This is a genomic window from Thiobacillus thiophilus, from assembly GCF_055378705.1.
Map to the genome: position 1 here is coordinate 2,173,191 of NZ_AP042404.1, position 13,875 is coordinate 2,187,065.

Annotated in this window: 14 protein-coding genes and 2 riboswitches; of the genes, 1 reads left to right on the top strand and 13 read right to left on the bottom strand. The window is 63.7% G+C overall.

What is annotated here, in order from left to right:
- Window positions 1-62: 62 nt before the first annotated feature.
- Together ACZ41T_RS10645 and ACZ41T_RS10650 are read right to left on the bottom strand one after the other, a co-directional pair.
- Window positions 63-2,045: a UvrD-helicase domain-containing protein gene (locus tag ACZ41T_RS10645; protein ID WP_464921371.1), complete on the bottom strand. Its 1,983-nt coding sequence runs from the start codon at window positions 2,043-2,045 to the stop codon at window positions 63-65.
- Complete coding sequence (locus ACZ41T_RS10650; protein WP_464921372.1) at window positions 2,042-2,443, bottom strand: glutaredoxin family protein; 402 nt, start codon at window positions 2,441-2,443, stop codon at window positions 2,042-2,044. The genes ACZ41T_RS10645 and ACZ41T_RS10650 overlap by 4 nt, the downstream gene beginning before the upstream one ends.
- A gap of 93 nt (window positions 2,444-2,536) precedes the next feature.
- On the opposite strand from ACZ41T_RS10650, the gene ACZ41T_RS10655 reads away from it, so the two are divergent.
- On the top strand, window positions 2,537-3,358 hold the full coding sequence (locus ACZ41T_RS10655) for a symmetrical bis(5'-nucleosyl)-tetraphosphatase (RefSeq protein ID WP_464921373.1): 822 nt from the start codon (window positions 2,537-2,539) through the stop codon (window positions 3,356-3,358).
- Here the strand turns inward: ACZ41T_RS10655 and ACZ41T_RS10660 are convergent.
- The 11 genes from ACZ41T_RS10660 to gcvT all read right to left on the bottom strand — a co-directional run bounded on the left by ACZ41T_RS10660 (window position 3,294) and on the right by gcvT (window position 13,336).
- Window positions 3,294-4,103 carry a lysophospholipid acyltransferase family protein gene (locus tag ACZ41T_RS10660; protein WP_464921374.1) on the bottom strand — a complete coding sequence of 270 codons (810 nt, stop codon included), beginning with the start codon at window positions 4,101-4,103 and terminating at the stop codon, window positions 3,294-3,296. The genes ACZ41T_RS10655 and ACZ41T_RS10660 overlap by 65 nt on opposite strands.
- 321 nt (window positions 4,104-4,424) lie before the next feature.
- Window positions 4,425-4,880 carry an outer membrane lipoprotein gene (locus ACZ41T_RS10665; protein WP_464921375.1) on the bottom strand — a complete coding sequence of 152 codons (456 nt, stop codon included), beginning with the start codon at window positions 4,878-4,880 and terminating at the stop codon, window positions 4,425-4,427.
- 17 nt (window positions 4,881-4,897) lie between these two features.
- Window positions 4,898-5,833 (bottom strand): carbohydrate kinase family protein, encoded by a 936-nt coding sequence (locus ACZ41T_RS10670; protein ID WP_464921376.1) that lies wholly within the window; start codon window positions 5,831-5,833, stop codon window positions 4,898-4,900.
- Window positions 5,834-5,879: 46 nt separating this feature from the next.
- Window positions 5,880-7,385 carry a type IV pilus assembly protein FimV gene (locus tag ACZ41T_RS10675; RefSeq protein WP_464921377.1) on the bottom strand — a complete coding sequence of 502 codons (1,506 nt, stop codon included), beginning with the start codon at window positions 7,383-7,385 and terminating at the stop codon, window positions 5,880-5,882.
- Window positions 7,386-7,487: 102 nt separating this feature from the next.
- Window positions 7,488-7,865 carry a diacylglycerol kinase gene (locus tag ACZ41T_RS10680; RefSeq protein WP_464921378.1) on the bottom strand — a complete coding sequence of 126 codons (378 nt, stop codon included), beginning with the start codon at window positions 7,863-7,865 and terminating at the stop codon, window positions 7,488-7,490.
- Window positions 7,862-9,313, bottom strand: coding sequence for an aminomethyl-transferring glycine dehydrogenase subunit GcvPB (gene gcvPB / locus ACZ41T_RS10685; protein ID WP_464921379.1), 1,452 nt, complete (start codon window positions 9,311-9,313; stop codon window positions 7,862-7,864). The genes ACZ41T_RS10680 and gcvPB overlap by 4 nt, the downstream gene beginning before the upstream one ends.
- Window positions 9,314-9,421: 108 nt before the next feature.
- On the bottom strand, window positions 9,422-9,913 hold the full coding sequence (gene tpx, locus ACZ41T_RS10690) for a thiol peroxidase (RefSeq protein WP_464921380.1): 492 nt from the start codon (window positions 9,911-9,913) through the stop codon (window positions 9,422-9,424).
- Window positions 9,914-9,981: 68 nt separating this feature from the next.
- On the bottom strand, window positions 9,982-10,266 hold the full coding sequence (locus ACZ41T_RS10695) for a DUF3144 domain-containing protein (RefSeq protein WP_464921381.1): 285 nt from the start codon (window positions 10,264-10,266) through the stop codon (window positions 9,982-9,984).
- A gap of 12 nt (window positions 10,267-10,278) precedes the next feature.
- On the bottom strand, window positions 10,279-11,655 hold the full coding sequence (gcvPA, locus tag ACZ41T_RS10700; RefSeq protein ID WP_464921382.1) for an aminomethyl-transferring glycine dehydrogenase subunit GcvPA: 1,377 nt from the start codon (window positions 11,653-11,655) through the stop codon (window positions 10,279-10,281).
- 93 nt (window positions 11,656-11,748) lie between these two features.
- Complete coding sequence (gene gcvH / locus ACZ41T_RS10705; protein WP_464921383.1) at window positions 11,749-12,138, bottom strand: glycine cleavage system protein GcvH; 390 nt, start codon at window positions 12,136-12,138, stop codon at window positions 11,749-11,751.
- A 118-nt stretch (window positions 12,139-12,256) separates the two neighbouring features.
- Window positions 12,257-13,336: a glycine cleavage system aminomethyltransferase GcvT gene (gene gcvT, locus ACZ41T_RS10710; RefSeq protein WP_464921384.1), complete on the bottom strand. Its 1,080-nt coding sequence runs from the start codon at window positions 13,334-13,336 to the stop codon at window positions 12,257-12,259.
- A gap of 308 nt (window positions 13,337-13,644) precedes the next feature.
- Window positions 13,645-13,750, bottom strand: a riboswitch (glycine riboswitch).
- 22 nt (window positions 13,751-13,772) lie between these two features.
- A riboswitch (glycine riboswitch) is annotated at window positions 13,773-13,862 on the bottom strand.
- Window positions 13,863-13,875 lie beyond the last annotated feature (13 nt).

The window sequence follows — 13,875 nt, forward strand, 5'->3', positions numbered from 1 at the left end:
ACCCGCCTGTGCAATTTTCAACAGCGATTTCCCAGCACCGTTAATAGATGGAACGCCAGGTTTTACCCCAGCATCGCCTTCAGCGCGGCCAGCCGGTCACTGCCGTTGGCTTTGGCGGCCGCGTCGGAGGGTTTCTCGGGCTGGCGTACGTCGTCGCCGAGTTCGTCGATAAAGCGCGAGGGGTCGCAGGCGACCGATTCGCACGCGCGTTTGCGCCGTGCGCAATACGACAGCGTGAGCGATTTTTTCGCGCGGGTGACGCCGACGTACATCAGGCGACGTTCCTCTTCCAGGCGACCTTCATCGACCGCGTCGCGGTGCGGCAGGATGTTCTCTTCCACGCCGACCAGAAACACATGGCCGAATTCCAGTCCCTTGGCGGCATGCAGGGTGGACAGCCGCACCGCGTCGGGCTCGGTCTCCTCGCGGCCTTCGAGCAGGGTGATCAGCGCGATGGTCTGGGTGAGTTGCAGCAGATTCTTGTCGTCTTCCTCGCCTTTCTTGGCGATCCAGGCGGCAAATTCGAGCACGTTGTTCCATTTGTTCTGGGCCGCACGCGCGTCGTCCTGGTCGAATACATAAATCTCGTAGTCGATCGATTTCAGCAGGTCGTTCAGCACCTCGCCCGCCGGCTCGCGGGTGATCCGCTCCTCGAAGCGGTTGATGAAGTTGCAGAATTCGAGCAGCGGCGCCAGCTGGCGCTCGCCGATTTGCGACACGGCGGCAGCCGAAAAGACGGCTTCAAACAGACTCACATGCAGGGTGGCGGCGACCTGGCCAAGCTTTTCCAGGGTGGCGGCGCCGATGCCGCGCTTGGGCGTGGTGACGGCACGGATGAAGGCCGGGTCGTCGTCGCTGTTGGCGATCAGGCGCAGGTAGGCGATCACGTCCTTGATTTCGGCGCGGTCGAAGAACGACTGCCCGCCGGACAGCTGATAGGGCACTTTTTCGTTGCGCAGCGCCTTCTCGAACACGCGCGCCTGGTAGTTGCCGCGATACAGGATGGCGTAGTCGCGCCACTCGGTGCGGTGCTGGAATTTGTGCGACAACAGGCGCATCACCACCGATTCGGCCTCGTGTTCGTCGTCGCGCGTGGGCATCACCTGAATGGCATCGCCGAGACCGAGATCGCTCCACAGGCGTTTCTCGAACAGTTTGGGGTTGTTGGCGATCAGGCTGTTGGCGGCTTTCAGGATGCGCACGCTTGAACGGTAATTCTGTTCCAGCTTGACCAGGTGCAGATGCGGATAGTCTTCGCGCAGCTGCTTCAGGTTATCAGCCGACGCACCGCGCCAGCCGTAGATCGCCTGGTCGTCGTCGCCGACCGCGGTGAACGCCGCGCGCACGCCGGTGAGCTTTTGCAGCAGCCGGTATTGCGCGATGTTGGTGTCCTGATATTCGTCGACCAGAATGTGGCGCAAGCGGTTTTGCCACTTCTCGCGCAGCTCGGCGTGGGTATCCAGCAGCTCGGCAGGCAGGCGGATCAGATCGTCGAAATCGACCGCCTGATACGCGCGCAGCGTCGCATCATAGCGGTCGTAGATCTTGGCGTAGACGCGTGCGTTGTCGTCCTCGGCGGTTTGCAACGCAGCAGCGGGCGACTTCAGCTCATTTTTCCATAGCGAGATACGCGACACCGCGCGGCGGATTTCCTGCTTGTCGGTGGTCTTGATGATTTCCGAAACGATCCCCGCTGCGTCGGCCGAATCGAGAATCGAAAAAGCCGGTTTCAGCTCGGCAAACTTCGCGTCCTCGCGCAGCATCCGCAGGCCCATCGAATGGAAGGTGGTGACAATCAGCCCCTTGGTGTTCACCCCCTGCGTCAGCTTGGCGGCACGATCCTGCATCTCGCGCGCCGCCTTGTTGGTGAAGGTGATGGCGGCGATCGAGCTGGGCTTGTAGCCGCATTCGCCGATCAGGTAGGCGATCTTGTGGGTGATCACGCGGGTCTTGCCGGAGCCGGCGCCGGCCAGCACCAGCAGCGGGCCGTCGAGGTACTTCGCCGCTTCGCGCTGCGGCGGGTTCAATGCGGCAACCAGGCTCATGCGGCAGGTGAGTCGCCGAATTCGCGGTTGAGATATGCATTGATGGCATCCGATTCGTAGAGCCAGGTTTGCCGGCCGTTGTCGTCGGTGATCTGCAGGCAGGGCACCTGCGGCTTGCCACCGCCGGCGATCAGGGCATCGCGATGGGCGGCGTTGTGCTTGGCGTCGCGTAGCTCGATCTTGAGCGACAGCCGCCGAATCGTGCGCCGGGTTTTCAGGCAGAACGGGCAGGTGGGGAAATGATACAGCGCGAGATTTCGCGTGCGCGCGTCGATGGCCTGCTGCCCGGCTTCCGGGCGCACGATGCCTTTGGGTTGCGTAAGCCAGTTTCCCAGCAGCAGGAACGGGCCAAGAATGACGCGCAGGGTTTTGAAAAACAGGCGGATAACAGGTTTCATAGAAAGGATTTCATGCAGGGGGTGTCACGTGGGGTTCGGGCGGGAGCGCTATGATGCAGGGCAACATAGCAAACAGACGAAACCGTATTTTATATGCCCACCTATGCCATTGGCGATCTTCAGGGGTGCCAAACCTCCTTGCTGCATTTGCTGGATGAACTGAAATTCGACCCGGTGGCCGACCGGCTATGGTTTGTCGGCGATCTGGTCAACCGTGGGCCGGAGTCGCTGGCGGTGCTGCGGTTTGTCAAAAGCCTGGGGAATGCCGCCATCAGCGTGCTCGGCAATCACGATTTGCACCTGCTGATGCTGGCCGAGGGGTTTGGCCGCGCGCACAAGGGCGACACGCTGGATGACATCCTGACCGCCCCCGACCGCGACGAGCTGCTGGCCTGGCTGCGTCGGCAGAAGCTGGCCTGGCGCGAGGGCGATTGGCTGATGGTGCATGCGGGGGTGCTGCCGGGCTGGACGCTGGACGATACGATGCAGCGGGCGGCGGAAGCCGAGGCGATGTTGCAGGGCGCGCATTACCGCGATTTTTTTGCGCAGATGTACGGCAACACGCCGATCGCGTGGGACGACGATCTGCAGGGCATCGAGCGCCTGCGCGTGATTGTCAACGCCTTCACCCGACTGCGCTACTGTTCGGCGGAAGGCGAGATGGAATTCCACCACAAGGGCGCGCCCGGCACGCAGCCGGCCGGCTGGCTGCCCTGGTTCGCGGTGCCGGGGCGCAAGAGTGCCGCGGCGACGATCGTCATCGGCCACTGGTCGACGCTCGGGCTGATCAACCGTAGTGACTTGATCGCGCTGGATACCGGCTGCCTGTGGGGCGGCCACCTCACCGCAATCAGGCTGGAGGACCGGCAGGTATTTGCGGTGCCGTGTCCGCAGGTTCGGACGCCGAAGGCCTGAGTCCCAGCAGAACGCTTACCGCCCGTTCGGCTTGCGCGGCGAGATCGCGCCGGTGGCCGTTCGGCAGGATAGGCTCACCGAACTGCAGTTTGGCGATGAGGCCGGGTTCGCCGACGATCCGCATGAGGCTCTGCCACAGGCTCATTTCGTCGATGTAGGCGGGGGCGGCGCTGTAGGCGTTGTCCAGCGAGCGGTAGTGCAGGGCGGCCGGCACGATCGGGCAGTTCAGTTCGACCGCGGGCTGCAGCAGCGACGGCAGAAAGCGCCGCAACCCGCGTCCGTCGCTGGTGGTGCCTTCGGGGAACACCGCTACCCAGGCGCCGGACTGCATCAGTGCGCGCATTTCGGTGTTGACGCGCGCGGTATCGGCGCGACGGCCGCGTTCGAGAAACAAGGTGCCGGTCTTGTGCGCCAGCCAGCCCGCCACCGGCCACGCGCGCACCTCGGATTTCGAAACGAAATGCACGCGCCGGGCGGCGTAGATCAGATAAATATCCAGCCACGACACGTGGTTGCACACCAGCAGTGCGCCTCCCGGCAGGCTGGGCGCAGGTGTCGTCCGTACCCGCACCCCGAGCACCCTGAGCAGGCGCCGCGACCAGGCCATGATGAAGCGGTCGCGTTGTGCGGAGTTGAACAGGGGAAACGCCAGTCCGGCCATCGCCACCCCCCACGCGAGGTGCGGCGCCAGCAGACCGATGCGGAGGGCGCGGCGAAGAAAAACGGGCAGACGGGAAAAATTCACCCCCGCATTGTAAAGCGCTACCCGCAAGAGGCAGGCCGTGGTTGCCCTCGTGGGGAGGAGGCCATGTCTGTAAAGCTGCTATAGCAGCAACAGCCATGCACTAAAGCCGATAAATCGGCAACAACCACGCTCATCCGATGAGGCGGCGGGTATCGCTGCGGTTGAGTTGCGCCATCGGCAGCAGCATCGGCAGGTCGGCGGTGTTGAAATCGGAATCCCATACCGGTTCGCCGCACACCATCGCGCCCAGCCGGGTGTTAACCCGGTGTGAGGTTCAGGTTACGCAGCAATGACGGGAAACTTTTCGTGTCGGCCGTCATTTCAATGCGAGACGCGCGTCACACCGCCGCCCGACAGCACGCGCACGCGGTCGCCTACGCGGAACTGCTCGTCGGCGGCCTGGGTGATGGCGAGCAGCCGCCCCGAATCGAGTTTGACGGTGATCTCCACGCCTTTCTGGCGGGTCACGGCCTCTTCCGTTGCCGCGCCGCCGAGCCCGCCCAGCACCGCGCCTACCGCCGTACCGACCACGCTGCCGCGGCCACTGCCGACCGTGCTGCCGGCCACGCCGCCGACCACCGCGCCCGCGCCCGCGCCGATCGGTGTCTTGGTGCCTTCAATGTTCACTTCGCGCACCGACTCCACGATGCCCATCTGCACTTCCTGCGCGGTGCGCGCCTGGCTGCGGCTGTAATCCTTGCCGCCCAGGCCTGCCGGGCAGCCTGCCAGCAGCAGGCTGCCGGCGGCAATGAGTGCGACTGCAAAGGGTTTGTTCATGACGGGCTCCTCTATCTCTATTCGTAATAATAGCCAAACTGGGCATGGAATTCACTGGCGATCGCGTCACGACCGGGGCGGTGGTTCTGTCCGCCGCGCTGGGCGATCTTGATCGCTCCCATGAGACTGCCCAGACGCCCCGAGGTTTCCCAATCGAGGCCGTGGGTGATGCCGTACAGGATGCCGCTGCGATAGGCGTCGCCGCAGCCGGTGGGGTCGAGGATCGCGGCGGGGCGCGTGGCCGGGATGTCGATCGGTTTGCCTGTTGTGTGGATCACCGAACCTTCGGCGCCGCGCGTCACGATCAGTGCCTCGACATGACGCGCCAGCGTGGCCAGGTTTTCTCCGGTGCGTGCCTGCAGCAGCTCGGCTTCGTAGTCGTTGAGGATGACGTAGCTGGACTTGTGGACGCACTCCAGCAGTTCCTCGCCGGAAAACAGCGGCATGCCCTGGCCGGGGTCGAATACGCATGGCACCCCGGCTTCGTGAAAGCCGCGCACGTGGCGCAGCATGCCGTCGCGGCCGTCCGGCGAGACGATGCCGAGCTTGACGTCCGGTACCTGGCGCACGTCGTTCTCGTGCGCGTAATTCATCGCGCCGGGGTGGAAGGCGGTGATCTGGTTATCGGCGAGGTCGGTGGTGATGAAGGCCTGCGCGGTGTAGGTGCCGGCAACATGACGGATGTAGTCGCGCGAAATCGCATAATCGTCGAGGCGTTCGGCGTAGGCGCTGAAGTCATCGCCTACGGTCGCCATGATCAGCGGCTCGCCGCCCAGCAGCTTGAGGTTGTATGCGATGTTACCGGCGCAGCCGCCGAACTCGCGCCGCATCTCCGGCACCAGGAAGGACACGTTCAGCATGTGGACCTTGTCCGGCAGGATATGGTGCTCGAAGTGGTCCTGGAACACCATGATGGAGTCGAAGGCGAGGGAACCGCAGATGAGGGTGCGCATGATGGGGATGGGTTGAAAGCGACAGCGGGGATTATACGCAGGCCGTTCAGGCGGCGAGTGGCAGGGTGTCCTGCGCGATTTCCCGCAACAGCAGTATGTCGCGGTAGGCGCCCGGTTCGAAGCCCGCCCGCGAGCCCCCGCGATCGTCGTAGATCAGGTCATGGAAGAATGCGGTGATCTCCGGCGTGTTCCACACGTCCACCAGTGCCTCCAGCAGATGCGGGTAGGCTTCCAGCCCCTGGCCGGTTTCGCTGTCCTGGGAAATTGGGTGTCCCGTGAGGTTGATGTTGAAATAACTGCGGCACTCTGCGCTGGCGGCGGCATACCCATTCAGATCCCCGTCACGGTGCAGCAGATCGAGTAGCAGCAGCCAGGGCACGGGAGATTCGGTCGGCGCTTCGCGCAGGTGTTCCTGCAGCAGGTGAATCGCAAGATCGCCATGGCCGTGGGCCATGAACACTTCGGCCTGATCGAGGATGTCTTCCTTGACTTCGGTGCCTTCGCTGTGTGGAGGCGGGGCGATTTCGGGCATTCGTTGGGGCATGGACAGCGGTTCAGCCTGGAGCCCGGAGGTGATGTCGGAGAGTGTCATCGGCATCGCATCGGGCTGCGTCCGGGACGCGTCATCCAAAAAAATGGAATGTTGGGGGCGATTGCGGCGCAGCAGCCAGGCGACCAGTGCAATCCCTGCAGCGAGCAAGCCGGCGATCAGGAGATACAGGGGCCATTGCGCGGGCTGTTCGGGCGGCGGCGTGATCATCGCGGGCGCGGCGGCCTGCCGGGTTTCGAGTTCCGCATAGCGCTGCTGCAACGCGGCCAGCTGCGCCTCCAGATGCGCAAGCTTGCGGGAAAGCGCGGTGTTTTCGTCTGACAGTTCAGTGGCGGTCAGGCTTGCGGGGTGCGGGGGCGCCAGGCCCGGCAGGTTGGCATCGAGCTGCGGGGCAAGTGGCGCATCGGCCATGCGGGGGATGTTGCGTTTCCCGGACAGCACCAGATGCGGTGCGGTGCCGGCCTGGGCGAGCGGTGCCGCAGCAGGTTGGGGCGCGCGAACGGCTGACGGGCGTGAGGCGGCAGGCGCGCGCCGGGTCTTGCGCTGGGGCCGGCTGGTGCGTGGTGCAGGCATCGCTGCGACGGGAGCGGCAGCCGTCGGCGTGACGGCAGCAGGCGCGTCCTGGCTGATGGCGGGCGTGACCGGCGCGGGCGGATCGAGCAACACCACGTAGTCGCGTCGCAAACGTACTTCGCAGTCGGAAACCAGCGCAAACTGCGCAATTGGATCATTGACCGGCTGCAGGGTGCGGATATGCAGCAGGGCCTGGGTGCCGGACTGCTGGATGTCCAGCTGCGCGCGCGGGGGCGGTGCGATGCCATCCTCGCTTGCCTCAAGACTGAAGCAGGCCGCCGTTGTTTCTGCCGGGGCGCCCAGGAGGGCGACGGTGGCGTGCAGCGGCTGGCCCAGATGCGAGCGCACGCCGATCTCGCCCAGCCCGAGCGCTGCGGCGGAAGCGGTATGGCACAGGGCGAGCAGAAGGAAGACGGGTTTGAGGTTCACGGGGCTGCTTAAAAATGGATACCCCATGTATTCCGGCTAAGCGCGCTGCAACTTTAGGGTGCGGCGCATAATTGGCACGATTTTTGTTAGGGTCGGCCCGATTCAGCCCAGCAGAACCAGCGTCCATACCGCCGCGACGTTGACAAGTGCGATCATCACTGCGGCGCTGCCCATGTCCTTGGCGCGCTTGATGAGCAGGTGGCGCTCCAGCGAGATGCGGTCGACTGCGGCCTCGACCGCCGAATTCAGCAATTCGACGATCAGCACGCCCAGCACGGCACCGATCATCAGCGCGCGTTCGATTCCGGTTTCTCCCAGGTAGAGCGCCAGCGGAACCAGCAGCAGCGCCAGAAATACTTCCTGGCGAAACGCGTCCTCGTGCCGGAAAGCCGCCGTGAGCCCGGCCCACGAATAGCCCACCGCGTTGAGCACGCGCTGCAGGCCGATCTTGCCCTTGAACGGGCTGGCGGGATCGCTCATGCTACGGGCTTGTAGGCGAGATCGAGTTCGCGCGCCGCCCGGACGTCGTCCAACCGCCGCACCGGCAGGTTGTAGGGCGCCCCCTTCACCAGCTCGGGGTGGGTTTCGGCTTCGTGCTTGATCGTGATCATCGCCTCGACAAAGCCATCGATCGTCTCGCGGCTCTCGGTCTCGGTCGGCTCGATCAGCAGGCACTCGGGCACCAGCATCGGGAAGTAGGTGGTCGGCGCGTGGTAGCCATAGTCGAGCAGGCGCTTGGCGAAGTCCATTGCGGAAACTCCGGTGGCATCCTTCAGCTTTTTCAGCGTGACGATGAATTCGTGGCTGGCGCGGCGCTCGGGGAAGGCGAGATCGAAACCGGCTTCGCGCAGTTTAGCCATCAGATAATTGGCGTTGAGGGTGGCGTATTCGGCGACGCGCTGCATGCCTTCGCCGCCCAGCAGGCGCGCGTAGACATAGGCGCGCATCAGTACGCCGGCATTGCCCATGTTGGCCGACATGCGGCCGATCGACTGCGGCAGGTCGGCCTCGGTCGCCAGCCGGTAAAAACCGTTCTCGTTCAGTACCAGCGGAATCGGCATGAAGGGCAGCAGGCGCTCGGCCACGCCCACCGGCCCCGCGCCCGGCCCACCGCCGCCGTGCGGGGTGGAAAAGGTCTTGTGCAAATTCACGTGGATGACATCGAAGCCCATGTCGCCGGGGCGCACCTTGCCGAGGATGGCGTTGAGGTTGGCACCGTCGTAATAGAGCAGGCCGCCGGCGTCGTGGACGATTTTCTGGATGTCGGCGATGGTCTTTTCGAACACGCCCAGCGTCGACGGGTTGGTCAGCATCAGGCCGGCGGTGTGCGGGCCGACCGCGGCGCGCAAGGTGGCAAGGTCGACGCTGCCGGTCGCGTCGGTGGGGATTTCTTTCACCGTGTAGCCGCACATGGTCGCGGTCGCCGGGTTGGTGCCGTGGGCCGCGTCCGGCACGATGATTTCGCGCCGCGCGGTGTCGCCGCGCGCATCGTGGTAGGCGCGGATCATCGCCACCCCGGCGAACTCGCCGTGGGCGCCGGCCATCGGCGCCATCGACACGCCGGCCATGCCGGTCACGTCCTTCAGTATTTCCTGCAGTTCGAACATGCTGGCGAGGAAACCCTGGCCGGTCTCGTCCGGGCTCGCCGGGTGACGTGTGAGGAATTGCGGCAGCATCGCCAGCGAGTTGCACGCGCGCGGGTTGTACTTCATGGTGCACGAGCCGAGCGGGTAGAACTGCGTGTCGATCGAGAAGTTCTTTTGCGATAGGCGCGTGTAATGACGCACTACGTCGAGCTCGGAGACTTCCGGTAGCGCCGGCGCGTTCGTGCGGCACAGCGCTGCGGGCAGGTCGTCGAGACTGCCGCCGGCGACAGGCAATTGGGCGGCGGCGGTGCGGCCGGGACGGGAATGGTCGAATATCAGCATGGTGGATAGACGTAAGGCGTGAAGGGTGAGGGGTAAGGAGTGGGGCAGGGCAGGCGCGATGTGGTCTCGCAACCGTTCCTTACCCCTTTCCCCTCACGCCTCACAAATTTATTTCAATGCGGCCAATGCGGCCTCGTAATTCGGTTCCTGCTTGATGTCGGGAACGAGCTCGGTGTAGAGCACCTTGTTGTTCTCGTCCAGCACGATCACGGCGCGTGCGGTGATGCCGGCGAGCGGGCCGCTGGTGATGGCGACACCGTAGTTCTTCATGAATTCGGCACCGCGCATGGTCGACAGCGTGGTGACGTTGTTGGTGCTCTCGGCGCCGCAGAAACGGCTCATCGCGAACGGCAGGTCGGCCGAGACGATCAGCACAGCGGTGTTGCCGACCGCGGCGTCGTTGAATTTCCTGGTCGAGATCGCGCATACCGGGGTGTCGAGGCTGGGCACGATGTTGAGAATCTTTTTCTTGCCGGCGAAATCGGCCAGCGAGACGTCGGCCAGATCCTTGTTGACCAGCTTGAAATCGGGCGCGGCGTCACCCACCTTGGGGAAGCTGCCGGACACGTCGATGGGGGTACCGCCTAAAGTCACTGCCATGTTTGCTCTCCTTGAAAAATCAGTCAGATATCAGGCGCATCGGTAATTGTGCCCGATCCGTTCAGGTCTCACTCATTACCGGGCTGGTCGTGGCGAGCCAGGTGCTCATCCAGATTCTCGCGCAGCATTTTTTCGTACTGGCTCAGAAAATAGGCGATCGCAGCTTCCTTCTCGGCCATCATCTGTTCCTTGCTCCCCGCCGCCGCCGTGATGACGAAGGCATTGAATCTCGACGCGGCAAACAGCGCGCATGCGCTGACCCGGCTGGGCTTCACTTCGTTCAAATGGGTATTGGCCAATTGAATGAATGAGTCGGTTATATCCCAGAACTGCTTGTCTCTCATCTCACTCATGCGTCGCCCCCGTTAGCTTTTGTAGGCACACGGCGGCGCTTCGCGCCGCTTCGACAGGATACGTTCCATTTGCTGTACGTAGTGGTCGAGATCCGCTGCGGTCTTGGTTTCGGTGACGCACACCAGGATTGCCTGGCCGAGTTCGGGATACCAGCCTGAAATATCGAGGCCGCCGAGGATGCCCTGCGCGCGCAGGGCGCGCAACACGTCCTTGGCACTGTCGTTGAGCTTCAGCACCACTTCGTGGAAGAAGGGGCTGGCAAATGCGCGCGCCACGTTGGGAATCGCCGCCAGCCTGTCGGCCAACGCTATCGTGCCGGCATGGCTGACAGACGCCACTTTCGCCAGACCCTGTGGCCCCAGCAGGGCCATGTACTGCGTCGCCGCGGTGACCACCAGTCCCTGGTTGGTGCAGATGTTCGAGGTGGCCTTGGAGCGGCGGATATGCTGCTCGCGCGCCTGCAGCGTCAGCGTGAAACCCGGCTTGCCGTCGAGGTCGACGGTGCGGCCGACGATGCGACCGGGCATCTGCCGCACGAATTCCTGGCGGCAGCACATGAAGCCGAAATAGGGGCCACCCGAAGCCATCGGTGCGCCCAATGGCTGGCCTTCGCCGACTGCGATATCGGCACCTTTCGTGCCCCATTGACCCGGCGCTTCCAGTACCGCCAGTGTGGTCGGGTTAACCAGCGCGATGGCCAGGGCGTTATTCGCATGTGCCCAGTCGGTCATCGCGTGTACGTCTTCCAGTACGCCGAAGAAATTGGGCTGCGGGATGGCCAGGCCGGCGAAGCTACCGGGATCGGCCGGCAGCACGGTCTTGCCGGTTGTAGAATCGAATTCAAGCTCGACCAGTTCGATGCCCTGATTCTTCACCGTAGTGTGGGCTACGCGACGGTAGATCGGGTGCACCGTTTTCGGCACCAGTACGCGGCGCGAAGTCTTGTGCGAGCGGACCGCCATCAGCGCCGCCTCAGCCAAGGCGGATGCGCCGTCGTAGAGCGATGCATTCGATACGTCGAGCCCGGTCAGCCGGGTCATCATGGTCTGATATTCGTAGATCAGTTGCAGCGTGCCTTGCGAGGCTTCGGCCTGATACGGCGTGTAGGCGGAATAGAACTCACCGCGGGTGACGATCTGCCAGATCGCCGCGGGGATGTGGTGCTCGTAGACGCCGGCGCCGATGAAGTTTGACCAGAAGCCGTCCTGCGATGCGCGTTCCTGCATCAGCCGCGCCACCGCCATTTCGGGCAGGCCGTCCGGTACGTCACGCAGCTTGCCGGTTTTCAGCGCAGGTGGGATTTCGTCGAACAGCGCCTCGATGCTGGCGGCACCGATGGCGCCGAGCATGGTGGAGACGTCTTCAGGGGTGTGGGGAATGAAGGGCATTTTATTCGGGTGAGGTGACAGGGGTTAGGGGTGAGGAATGCGCGCTGGCGCAAGAGGGGTTCCTGACGCCTTACCCCTCACGCCTCACCGTCATCAATGGGCTTCCGATTCGACCAGCTTCCGGTACGCAGCGGCATCCAGCAATCCGGCGACGTCGGCCGGATTGGCGGGCTTCATCTTGAACATCCACGCGGCGTAGGCGTCCTGGTTCACCGACTCGGGGCTGGCTTCGGCTTCGGCGTTGGCGGCGATGACTTCGCCGGCGACCGGAGCGTAGATGTCGGATGCGGCCTTCACCGACTCGACCACCGCGCATTCCTCGCCCTTGACCAGCGTGCGGCCGGTGGCGGGGGTTTCGATGAACACCATGTCGCCGAGCAGGTCCTGCGCGTGGTGGGTGATGCCCACAGTCAGCGTGCCGTCGGCTTCGACGCGCACCCATTCGTGGCTGGGGGTGTATTTGAGGTCAGCGGGGATATTCATTTTGTGTGTTCCTGGTCGCGTTGTATTCCAGGGATCAGGGCTCAGGATTCAGGATTCAGGGAAGGCGCGGTTGCACCGCGCTTTTCCCTGATCCCTGGCCCCTGAATCCTGACCCCTCCTAGATCAATACCTTGCCGTTGCGCACGAACGGATACTTAACCACCCTCGCGCGCAGTTTCTTGTCGCGGATCTCGACCTCGACTTCCGCGCCCGGAGCGATGCCGAGCGGGATGCGGGCGAGCGCGATGGATTGCTGCAGTGTAGGCGAGAAGGTGCCGGAGGTGATTTCACCTTCACCATTTTTCGTGCTGACCTTCTGGTGACTGCGCAGCACGCCCTTGTCGAGCAGCAGGAGGCCGACAAGCTGCTGCGTGACTTCGCTCGATTCCAGCGCCTTGCGGCCGACGAAATCGCGTTCGGTCTTCAGGTCCACCGTCCATGCCAGGCCCGATTCCAGTGGCGAGGTGGTTTCGTTCATGTCCTGACCGTACAGGTTCATCCCGGCTTCGAGCCGCAGGGTGTCGCGCGCGCCGAGACCAATCGGCTTGCCGCCCGCTTCCATCAGCGCCTTCCAGAAAAAAGGTGCGGATTTCGCCAGCACCATCGCCTCGAAACCGTTCTCGCCGGTGTAACCGGTGCGGGCGATGAGCATTTCGCCCATGGCGGCGGCGCTGAAGGGTTTGAGGCTGGCGGTGAGGCTGTCGACACCGGGCAGTGCTTCATTCAGCACCCGGGTTGCATCCGGCCCCTGGATCGCGATCGTCGCCAGATCGCGGCGCGGGATGAGCGTGAGCCCCATGTCCCAATCGGTGTTGCACTGCTCGATCCACGCGAGATCCTTCTCCGCGGTGCCGGCGTTGACTACCAGACGGAACCAGGATTCATCCATGAAATAGATGATGAGGTCGTCGATTACGCCGCCGGCTTCGTTCAGCATGCAGGAATACAGCGCCTTGCCGGATACCTGCTGCTTGTCGACATTGTTCGCCACCAGTCGGCGCAGGAAGGGGCGCACGTTGGCGCCGCGGATATCGAGCGGCAGCATGTGGGAGACGTCGAACAGGCCGCAGTCGCGGCGAACGACGTGGTGTTCCTCGATCTGCGAGCCGTAGTTCACCGGCATGTCCCAGCCGCCGAAGTCGACCATTTTGGCGCCGAGTTCGCGGTGCAGGGCATTGAGCGGAGTTTGTTTGAGCATATAGAGCCTGTTTCAATAGAAATCACGTCCCGCGCCGCTTGCTTGCGGGATGCAGGGCAAGGCGCGGGGAGCGAAGTTCGGTTGTTCCAAATGAGCGAGCCGCGACACGGCCATGCGCCCGCAGGCAAGCGGCCCTCCGGGTTGAGACCGGAATCGGCGTCTGCGGTGTTGCAGCGCTTGGCAAGGGGATGGCCCTTGCCGGCGCGCTGCGCCTTGCATCCATCCGATTCTGGTCTCAACGCGGGACATGATTTCTATTGAAACAGGCTCTTGCCACCAAAAATAAAAAAGGGTGAAGCGCGGATTCGCTTCACCCCTCTGTCCTTGGTACCTGAGAGATTACGGCGCACTGGGCGATGCGCCGCTGCCCCTTCGGTGGCGGTTTTGAAAACCGCGCTCTCCAGAGTGTTCTTGGGGTGCGTCGACTAAGATGCGCCCCGGCGTTGCGGTCCTTTTTGCCTGAGCGATTCCGGGTGGGTTACGCCTTCGGCGGCATGCGGTGCATGCGCTCTCCCGCAACGGGAACGCGGACTATACCG

Bases quoted from the DNA above. Each gene is read 5' to 3' on its own strand.
- ACZ41T_RS10670 (WP_464921376.1), bottom strand. From the start codon at position 5,833: ATGCGCACCCTCATCTGCGGTTCCCTCGCCTTCGACTCCATCATGGTG.
- ACZ41T_RS10655 (WP_464921373.1), top strand. From the start codon at position 2,537: ATGCCCACCTATGCCATTGGCGATCTTCAGGGGTGCCAAACCTCCTTG.
- ACZ41T_RS10680 (WP_464921378.1), bottom strand. From the start codon at position 7,865: ATGAGCGATCCCGCCAGCCCGTTCAAGGGCAAGATCGGCCTGCAGCGC.
- ACZ41T_RS10695 (WP_464921381.1), bottom strand. From the start codon at position 10,266: ATGAGTGAGATGAGAGACAAGCAGTTCTGGGATATAACCGACTCATTC.
- gcvPB (WP_464921379.1), bottom strand. From the start codon at position 9,313: ATGCTGATATTCGACCATTCCCGTCCCGGCCGCACCGCCGCCGCCCAA.
- gcvT (WP_464921384.1), bottom strand. From the start codon at position 13,336: ATGCTCAAACAAACTCCGCTCAATGCCCTGCACCGCGAACTCGGCGCC.
- tpx (WP_464921380.1), bottom strand. From the start codon at position 9,913: ATGGCAGTGACTTTAGGCGGTACCCCCATCGACGTGTCCGGCAGCTTC.
- gcvH (WP_464921383.1), bottom strand. From the start codon at position 12,138: ATGAATATCCCCGCTGACCTCAAATACACCCCCAGCCACGAATGGGTG.
- ACZ41T_RS10650 (WP_464921372.1), bottom strand. From the start codon at position 2,443: ATGAAACCTGTTATCCGCCTGTTTTTCAAAACCCTGCGCGTCATTCTT.
- gcvPA (WP_464921382.1), bottom strand. From the start codon at position 11,655: ATGCCCTTCATTCCCCACACCCCTGAAGACGTCTCCACCATGCTCGGC.
- ACZ41T_RS10645 (WP_464921371.1), bottom strand. From the start codon at position 2,045: ATGAGCCTGGTTGCCGCATTGAACCCGCCGCAGCGCGAAGCGGCGAAG.
- ACZ41T_RS10665 (WP_464921375.1), bottom strand. From the start codon at position 4,880: ATGAACAAACCCTTTGCAGTCGCACTCATTGCCGCCGGCAGCCTGCTG.